Source organism: Mesorhizobium sp. B2-5-4 (genome assembly GCF_006441095.1).
GTDB lineage: Bacteria > Pseudomonadota > Alphaproteobacteria > Rhizobiales > Rhizobiaceae > Mesorhizobium > Mesorhizobium salmacidum.
In genome coordinates, this window is sequence record NZ_VFUR01000046.1 from 1 (window position 1) to 9,832 (window position 9,832).

At 61.5% G+C, this 9,832-nt stretch carries 5 protein-coding genes; 3 read left to right on the plus strand and 2 right to left on the minus strand.

What is annotated here, in order from left to right; genetic code table 11:
• From FJ492_RS28440 to FJ492_RS28450, 3 genes are all read left to right on the plus strand, one after another.
• A partial coding sequence (locus FJ492_RS28440) for a VCBS domain-containing protein (protein WP_140773642.1) occupies nucleotides 1–3,639 on the plus strand: 3,639 nt, incomplete at its 5' end.
• 63 nt (nucleotides 3,640–3,702) lie between these two features.
• Nucleotides 3,703–5,397, plus strand: a complete 1,695-nt coding sequence (locus tag FJ492_RS28445) for a type I secretion system permease/ATPase (protein WP_140773644.1) — start codon at nucleotides 3,703–3,705, stop codon at nucleotides 5,395–5,397.
• A 19-nt stretch (nucleotides 5,398–5,416) separates the two neighbouring features.
• A complete protein-coding gene (locus FJ492_RS28450; protein WP_140773646.1) occupies nucleotides 5,417–6,754 on the plus strand; it encodes an HlyD family type I secretion periplasmic adaptor subunit in 1,338 nt (445 codons plus the stop codon).
• A 150-nt stretch (nucleotides 6,755–6,904) separates the two neighbouring features.
• Here FJ492_RS28450 and FJ492_RS28455 read toward each other — a convergent pair whose 3' ends face one another.
• Together FJ492_RS28455 and FJ492_RS28460 are read right to left on the minus strand one after the other, a co-directional pair.
• Nucleotides 6,905–7,372 carry a metallophosphoesterase family protein gene (locus tag FJ492_RS28455; RefSeq protein ID WP_140746887.1) on the minus strand — a complete coding sequence of 156 codons (468 nt, stop codon included), beginning with the start codon at nucleotides 7,370–7,372 and terminating at the stop codon, nucleotides 6,905–6,907.
• 10 nt (nucleotides 7,373–7,382) lie between these two features.
• Entirely contained in the window at nucleotides 7,383–8,291 is a 909-nt protein-coding gene (locus FJ492_RS28460) for an MBL fold metallo-hydrolase (protein WP_140510426.1), read from the minus strand.
• Between the last annotated feature and the right edge of the window lie 1,541 nt (nucleotides 8,292–9,832).

Below are 9,832 nucleotides of genomic sequence, written 5' to 3' on the forward strand. Positions count from 1 at the left end.
CAGAAGGCGACCGGCCAGGTCACCTTCAGCGATGTCGACACCAGCGACACGCACACGCTGTCGGTGAGCGTGGCGGCCGCTCATGGCACGGCCAGCGTCGATGCCGACGGCACCTGGCACTATACGGTCAGCGACAGCGGCGCGGTCGATGCGCTCGCCGTCGGCGAGCATCTGGCCGACAGCTTCACGGTGCAGGTCGACGACCACAATGGCGGTGTCGTCACCCAGGTGGTGTCGATCGACATCGTCGGCACCAATGACGCACCGATTGGTGTAAACGACACCAGCGCCAGCCTCGGTGCTGTCGCGGCCACCGAGAAGGGCGGCACCCTCAACGGCTCCGGCGGCAACAACGGCACCGGCAACGTGCTCACCAACGACAGCGATATCGACAGCGCCGGCCTGACGGTCAGCGGCATCCGCACCGGTGGCGTCGAAGGCGCCGGCACCGCGGGTTCCGTCGGCGCCGGCCTGGTCGGCGCGCACGGCACGCTGACGCTCAACAGCGACGGCAGCTATACTTATGTCGTCAACGAGAACGACGCGACGGTGCAGGCGCTCAATACGGGCGGCTCGACCACGGACACCTTCAACTACACCGTCAGCGACGGCAGCCTGACCGACACCGCCGTGCTTACCGTCACCATCAACGGCGCCAATGACGCACCGATTGGTGTAAACGACACCAGCGCCAGCCTCGGTGCTGTCGCGGCCACCGAGAAGGGCGGCACCCTCAACGGCTCCGGCGGCAACAACGGCACCGGCAACGTGCTCACCAACGACAGCGATATCGACAGCGCCGGCCTGACGGTCAGCGGCATCCGCACCGGTGGCGTCGAAGGCGCCGGCACCGCGGGTTCGGTCGGCGCCGGCCTGGTCGGCGCGCACGGCACGCTGACGCTCAACAGCGACGGCAGCTATACTTATGTCGTCAACGAGAACGACGCGACGGTGCAGGCGCTCAATACGGGCGGCTCGACCACGGACACCTTCAATTACACCGTCAGCGACGGCAGCCTGACCGACACCGCCGTGCTTACCGTCACCATCAACGGCGCCAATGACGCAGCGGCGCTCTCCTCCGCCTCGGTCAACCGGACCGAGGGCAATACGACGGCGGCGATCAGCACCAGCGGTTCGCTGACAATCTCGGACGTCGACAGCCCCGCAACTTTCGTGGCCCAGGGCGGCACCGCTGGGGCCTATGGCACCTTCGCCATTAACGCGGCCGGCGCCTGGACTTATGCGGCGTCCTCGGCACATGACGAGTTCGTCGCCGGTCAGCATTACGATGAAGACTTTGACGTTGTCAGCGCGGACGGCACTCACACTTCGGTGCACTTAGACATCCTCGGGACCAATGACGCGCCAGCACTGGATCTGAACAGTGGAACCTCAGGGACTTCCACAAGTATCAACTACACAGCCGGATCGGTCGCTACGGCGCTCGCGCCTTCGGCGACTGTGACGGATATCGACTCCACCGATTTCAATGGTGGATCCTTAAGGATTGCGGTCACGGCAAACGGCACGTCCGCCGACCAACTGACGATCCAGAACCAAGGTGCCGGCGCCGGGCAGATCGGCGTCAGCGGAAGCAATGTCACCTATGGTGGTACGACCATCGGCACTTTCGCCGGGGGCACGAACGGGACCCCTCTGGTCGTCACCTTCAACGCCAATGCCACGCAAGCGGCCACGGCCGCCCTTGTCGGCCACATCCTCTATTCGAACGCCACCAGCGCCACCATCGCCAAGACGGTGACCTACACTCTGGTCGACGGAGACAGCACGGCCAACAATGGTACGGACACAGCCACAACCACTGCGACGATTAATGTGACTGGCGGCGACACCACAGCGCCTACCGTCGTCATCTCGCACGACAACAACGGTGCCAAGCAGACGATCACCTTCACCTTCAGTGAGGCGGTCTCGGGCTTCGACATCAATGACATCGCGCTGGTAGGGGCAACTGCGACAGCCGGGACCTTCATACATGTCGGCATCGACGGCACCGGGCACGACATCTACACCTTGGATGTTACGAAGCCAGTCGGCGGTGGCGCGCATACCGTCCAAGTCCTGTCCAGTGGCACCGGTATCTCATTCTGGACTGACATAGCCGGAAACCCTGGGGTCGGCACTCCAGCTTTCAGTCTGCCCGCCGGCACGTCCGGCGAGCCCATCAACCTTGCCCTCACCGACCCCTCGCATGAGGGCGCGCTCATCACCGTCACGGTGAAGGACGTGCCTTCGGGCTGGACCATCGATGGCGCAACCCATAATGCCGACGGAAGCTGGACGACGCAGACCAACGACCTGCATGGGCTGACCGTCACCACGCCGGTGAACTTTACCGGCGCCGCCGTTCTCGATGTCCAGATGACCTGGATCAATGCCGACGGCACCTTGGGCACAGCGTCGATAGCCGACAATGTCGAGGCCTATGCACCGGGTTCGCCGATCTTTGCCTGGTCCGGCGACGACGTGCTGACCGGCTCGCACGGCAACGATCTCTTCGTCTTCTCGCAACCGATTGGCGCCGACACGGTGCACAATTTCGATACCGCGGCCGACCAGATCGACCTCATCGGCTATAACGGATTGGCGGACTTTGCCGACCTCCAGACGCATATCGCCGACGATGCCAACGGCAATGCGGTGATCGCACTCGGCGACGGACAGTCGATCACGCTGGACGGCGTGCATTCGGGCGCACTCACAGCCAGCAATTTCGTGTTCGACCAGACGCCAGTGGTCAACAATTCAGGCACCATGACGATCGGCGACGGCGCGTTGCTGCCGCTCAGCGGCATTCTCAACAATAGCGGCCTCATCTCGCTCGACTCGACCGGCGGCGATACGCTGCTGCAGGTCATCCAGCACGGCGTGACCTTGCAGGGGGGCGGGCAGATCCTGCTGTCCGACAGCGCCGCCAACATGATTTCCGGCACAGGGCCGGACGTCACTCTGGTCAACGTCGATAACACGATCTCGGGCGCCGGCCAGCTGGGCGGCGGCATGCTCAGCATCGACAACCAGGGCACCATTATCGCCACCGGCTCGCACGCGCTGGTCATCGATACCGGTGGCAGCGTCGTCACCAACTCCGGAACGCTCGAGGCAACGGGTTCAGGCGGCTTGACGGTCTCCGGCGGCCTGGCGAATTCAGGCATGCTCTGGGCCAATGGCGGCGACATCGTGATCCACGGCCAGGTTACCGGCGACGGCGACGCCACCATCGGCAATTTGTCGAAGCTGGAATTCGGTGGCGCCTCGTCGACGGACGTCACCTTCGGACACGACGCTGCCGGCATGCTGCAACTCGACGATTCTTTCGACTACAGCGGACGGATCGGGGGCATCACCAATGATGACAGGCTGGACCTCGGCGATATCCTGTTCGGTGCGGGAACGACGGCCGTCTATCAGGCAAACCAGGATGGCAGCGGCGGAACGCTGACCGTTTCGGACGGCACCCACGGCGCCGCGCTGCATCTGGTCGGCAATTATGATGCGAACGCCTTCAAGCTTGCCGATGACGGCCAGGGTCATACCGTCGTTTCGTACAATCCGGCGGAATTCACGCTGACCGGCATCGGCAATGGAGCGATTTCAAGCGACTTCGTGGTGTGAGCGAAAAGGGCCGCCGGCTACGGCGGCTCCCTGACCTGACGAGTATCGAGTGGGGTTCTGGAAGTGGATAGCAAGTCTCGAATTGTGAAGGATGCGCTTCGGGCATGCCGCCGCTATTTCCTGGTTGCGGCGGCATTCAGCCTCGCGATCAACCTGCTCTACCTCGCTTCCCCCCTCTACATGCTGCAGATCTACGACCGGGTTGTCACCAGCGGCAGCGAAACCACGCTGGTGATGCTGACACTGGTGTTGCTGGCGGCCTTCCTTTCGCTGGCGGGGCTCGACCTGGTCCGCGCCTGGATCCTGACACGTGCCAGCGCCCGGCTCGACCGGCTGCTTTCGGCAAAGATCCTGGCCGCGTCAGTCGAAACCCCATCGCCCGGCTCCTCGCCGAGCCAGCCGATCCGCGACTTCGATACGTTCAGACAGGTCATCACCGGCAGCGGCATCCACGCTTTGTTCGATCTGCCATGGTCGCCCATCTACATCGGCATCATCTTCCTGCTGCATCCGTGGCTCGGCTTCTTCGCATTGGGCTGCTCGTTGCTCCTGATCGGCATGGCGGTGCTCAACGAGCATCTCGTGCGCTCGCCGCTGAAGCAGGCCAACGAGCTGGCGACAAACAACTATAACTTCACGGAGATGAGCCTCAGGAACTCCGAAGTCGTTCGCGCCATGGGGATGATCGACGGTCTCATCCGCCGCTGGGGGCGCGACCGCAACCTCGCGCTGCGGCGCCAGGCGGAGGCAAGCGACCGTGCCGCCTTGATGTCGGGCCTCATCCGGTTCCTGCGGCTCACCATGCAATCGCTGATCCTCGGCCTCGGCGCCTATCTGGTCATCGAACGGCAGATTACCGGCGGCACCATGTTCGCGGCGAGCCTCCTGCTGGGCAGGGGGTTGCAGCCTGTCGAGCAGATCGTCGGCCTCTGGCGCAGCCTGGTCCTGGCGCGGGCAGCGTTGGCAAGGGTTGAGAGACTGGTCGACGGGGGCGCGCGCAACGAAAGAGCGTTCAACCTGCCGAAGCCCAGCGGCATGATTTCCGTCGAGCAGGTAAGCTTTGCAATTCAAAGCCAGCAGAAAGTGCTTCTGCGCGACGTGTCGTTCCGGTTGGAAGCAGGCGAGGCGCTCGGAATCGTTGGCCCCTCCGGCGCCGGCAAGTCGACCCTGGCGCGCCACCTTGCCGGCGTCATGCAACCCAGTCGCGGCACAGTCAGGCTGGATGGCGCCGACCTGTCGCAATGGGGGCACGACGCATTAGGTGATCACATCGGCTACCTGCCGCAGGATATCGAACTCTTCTCCGATACCGTCGCCGCCAACATTGGGCGCTTCAAGACCAATGTCGACCAGGAGGTGATCGAGGCCGCACGGCTCGCCGGCGTACACGAGATGATTATCCGACTGCCGCAGGGCTACGAGACGCAGATCGGCGAGGGCGGCGCCGTGCTGTCGGGAGGATACCGGCAACGGATTGCTCTTGCCCGGGCGGTGTTTGGAACGCCGAAACTGATCATTCTCGACGAGCCGAGTTCCAATCTCGACGCCGATGGCGATCGCGCGCTGAGCGACTGCGCGATCGAGCTCAAGCGCCGCGGCAGCACTGTTATTATCGTCTCGCACCGGCCCTCGACCTTGGCGAATGTCGACAAGATCCTGCTGTTGCGCGATGGCGCCGTCGACGCCTTCGGAATGAGAAACGAGATTGTGGCGCTGCTCAACCAGCGCGCGGCTCCAATCGCGGTGGCGACCCAATGAACTGTGGTCGGAGAGTTCGATGAGCGACAGCGCCCTCACTTACCATAGCCTGCCCGGCGAGGCCGGCATCTCGGCTCCGGATTCCATCCGGGTGCCGGCCTATATCGGCCTGCTGATCATAATGGCCTTTTTCGGAATTTTCGGCGGCTGGGCAGCTTTTGCCCCTCTGAACGGCGCCGTGCTCGCCGATGCCATTGTCAAGGTGGAAGGCAATCGCAAGAGCGTCCAGCACTTCGACGGCGGTACGGTGAAGGAGATCCGCGTCAAGGATGGCGACGTCGTCAGGAAGGGCGACATAATGCTGAAGCTGGACGACACCAGGATCCGGTCGGAGTTCAATCTCTATGCCCAGCAATATGCACTATTGCGCGCAACCGATGCCAGGATCCGCGCCGAACTGGACGGCAGCGAGGCGGTTGCCTTTCCCAAGGACATCCTCAAGGAGCACCAGGACTACCTCAAGGACGCGATGGCAAACCAGATCGCCGACCTGGAAAGCCAACGCGCCTCGATGGCCGGTGCAAGGCAGATCCTCGAGCGGCGCATTGCCGAGCTCGAGGAGCAGATACGGGGCAAGCAGTCTCGGGTCGAATCCTACCGGGCCCAGCTCAAATCGACGATCGGCGAGAAGGCCAGCCTGTCGAAGCTGCTCAAGGCCGGTTTGACGACCCGCCCACGCATCCTGGAACTGGAAAGGTCGGCCTCGGATTTGCAGGGCTTGATCGACGATAATCTCGGCGCCATCGGCGGCAGCCAACAAAGCAAGGCCGAACTCGAGAGCCAGATCGCACAATTGACCAATGAGCGCCGGACCAAGCTGTCGGCCATGCTGATCGATACGCAATCGAACCTGTCCGACCTCATACCCAAGATGTTCGCCGCCCAGGCTGCCATGGACCGGGCCGAAGTGCGTGCGCCCTATGATGGCCAGGTGATGGATCTCAGCGTTTTCTCGATCGGTGCGATCGTGGCGCCGGGCCAGACCATCCTTGACATCGTGCCGACCGAGAATTCACTGATCGTCCAGGCACAGGTTCGCGTCGAGGATATATCGAACCTGCGTCCCGACATGGCCGCCGAAGTTCGTTTCACATCATACAAGCAGCGTTCGATACCCATAATTCATGGACGCGTCGCCCGCATTTCGGCGGATCGCATTACCGACGCCAAGACCGGCTTTCCCTATTATCTCGCGGACGTAGCGGTCGATCCGGTGGAATTGGCCGCGGCCCCACAGATCGCGCTTTATCCGGGCATGCCGGCGTCAGTCATGATCGTTACCGAGCAACGCACGGCGCTCGACTACATTCTAGGGCCGCTGGTTGTGTCGTTCCACTCAGCGTTTCGCCAGAAATGACGGATCAGTCCATCACCGCACGCGGCGAGAACTCCCGTTAACAAATCGCGAAGAATCCGTGTCTCCGCCTTGCGGCGCGCCCGCCGTCTTGTGAAAAATCGAGGAGACACTCGGATATAGGTGCGGGCGTGATGTGCGCGGTGAATTGGTTCAGCCGCTTGCCAAGCTCAATATCGAAGGCTCTATGCTGTCTCGAGTGATGTCGACCGCCGCAAGGGTGACAGGCAGCTTAAACCGTCGTGGGCCAGCGCTGCCCGGATTCAAATAAAGCACGCCATCCACTGTCTCCATCCTCGGCACATGCGAGTGACCGGACACGATCAAGTCGATGCCTTGGGCAACCGGGTCGATCTGCAGCGTCTTGAGATCATGAAGCACGTAGATTGCTCGCCCGGCGAGGCGTACGAGCTCGGTTTCCGCGTATGGTAGCGCCCAGCCACCGGTGTCTACGTTTCCTCTGATCGCGGTAACCGGCGCGATACAGCGAAGCGCCGTGATGATCTCAGGGCGACCGATGTCTCCTCCATGAATGATGTGGTCGACCCCGGCCAGGCAACGCGCCGCCTCCGGCCTCAGCAAGCCGTGCGTGTCCGAGATGACGCCAATTCTGAATGTCATGGCCCTGCCACTAGACGGTGAGGGTGGTTAAATCCGTTGCGATAAGGCTGTTCGCAAACGCCTGAACGGCTTCCGCGAGAATTTCTTCGTCGCAATAGCGGCCGGAGATGTGCGTAAGAACGAGCTGCTTTACATCGCTGGTCGCTGCCAGCGATGCTGCCTCCGCGGCTGTCAGATGTCCGTAGTCGCGCGCCATCGCTGCATCTCGTTGCAGGAATGTGGCTTCGATGACAAGCAGGTCGGCGCCGCTCACCTTGTCGGCCAATCCATCAGTGGTTTCGGTGTCGCCTACAATTACCAGCTTCTTGCCAGCCCCGGGTGGCCCGAGGACTGCTTCGGGAGCAATCGTTCGGCCGTCGGGGAGAGAAATTGAGCGGCCTTCGGCCAAATCCTTCCGGATCGGACCGTCTGGCACACCGAGAGCTACCAAGCGGTCCGAACGGAGGTGACGACGCGCCGGCGTCTCGAAGACGAAGCCATAGCTGTCGGTATCGCGATGGCGAACTTGAAAGCAATCGACGGTGAACTCATCCACCTCGAACACGCGTCCGGGGGCAAGCGGCACGAGTTGCAGCGGGATCGGCGCGCGTCCCTCACCCCAAAGGCCAGCGAGCATGCGGGCGACGACGTCAAGAGTGTCTGCGCTACCATGAATGGTCACATGGTTCTTGCTCTGCCGGAGCCGAAGCGTCGAGAACAAGCCTGGAATCCCGAGCACGTGGTCGAAATGCGCGTGCGTGAGGAGCAGGCGATCAAGTCGCCTGAATCCGGCGCCGCTGCGCAGAAGCTGACGCTGGGTGCCTTCCCCGCAATCGACCAGCACCCGTTGACTGCCGGCTTCAACGAGCAGCGCCGGGTGATTGCGCTCGGCCGAGGGCACGCTGGCCGAGGTCCCGAGGAAGATAAGCCTGAAGGTCATGCGAGCAGTCTACCTCGCGGGCAACGAGACCTCAAAGCGGGCGAAGGAGCGGTCCTAGATAGACTTTGCGTAACCGGTTTGGCGCCGGAGATATGGACATTGTGCATGGTGCTCTGGACATCGTTGGCGACCTCGATCTGCCCAAGCTTCGCTGTCGGGATTCGACGAAGCGATTTCGCATCTGCGCATACCGGCCACAAGCTCATTGGCATGCTGGTCCAATCTCAATGAGACAGCATTGCTGCGACCTGATTCTTGTCCGCCAGGCTTGTGAGGCACTGAAAAAAGGGAAGACAACCAAGTATCAGCAAAAAAAGGCCTCTACCAAAGGCCTGAACGAACCTCGTCGTCGACATTTTGTTGGACATCTATTTCGCGGAGAAGAAGAGGCTCTCCACCTTGCCGAGGAGTAATAGCGGCACAAACTGTCGACCTCAAAGTGCATCGATGACGGTACTTTTCAAGATTGGAGCGCGGTGCCGAGAGGTTGAAAATCGTCCGATTGATCCCGATAGTTGGCGAAATCTCAAAAATATTTTCTAATCGATTGACGGCCCGTTGATCGGTGTTGTGCGTCAAAAATAAGAAAAAGCCAGATGGATCAACGAGCTAGCTGGGCTGGAAACAATCGAGTGGGAGTAGGGAAACCGCGGCAAGAGCAGAGATTCAGCTGCCCTCTTCCGGACCGTTGGTTGATCTGACACGTCGTTGCTTCGGAAGCAAATCCCGTTCAGCCCGACAGAGGGTTTTGGCGTACAACGGCGTGCAAATAGGCTTGTTTAACAGGCCCTAACCAAGGGCTGTGGTTTGCTGCGTTCGAGGTCGGCGGCAGTTTTTGCGGCTTAAACTGCATCTCTAGTCCTATATCCCGCGCAATCGCCCAAACCGGAAATGCTTCAGCTCGGCCGCATAAGTGGACCCGTCGAATTTGTTGGCTCTGGTATCCGGGAGACGCAGAAGATGCCGACCCCTCGACAGATCGCGCGAAGCCGTTTTGTCGAGAGCAGGTTTGTCTCGCCAAAGGTAATCGCTGGTTAGATTCACTTCCTCTCATCTAACCAGCGACAGGCTGGACAGTAGGCGCTCAAGAACGGTTTCTCCTGACGACCAATACCCGGATCGAGAGGTTTTCCTGGTGCGATCGCGGAGGCTGCGGTTTGGCGTGCGCAAAGGCGGGTCCGCAATGCGCCTCAATCAGTTGTAGAGCCCGCCGTAGCCAGTCCCCGAAAGCGGTCATTTTGAGCAGTCAGGCGGGGTGGCTCGCTTGCGCAGCATGTCTGCCATTCCTGGCGAAGCGCAGCCTTTTTCGAAAGCGGTCGTCGCTCAACCAATGCTTATTCTAAAGGCCTGTTCCGGGGGGCTCTGCCGGTCGACTTTCGAGCAGACATGTGCTCGCTTGGTGCTCAGGCGCAAACCCTAATCGACTGTGCATGTCTCCCCAGGTTTCGCAATGTCCCAGCGCAACGTCATGGTCAATTCTGAAGGCCGTCACGGATGGACGAGAAATAGCGGTCGGTTCCTACCTGCCCGCCCTTCAACGC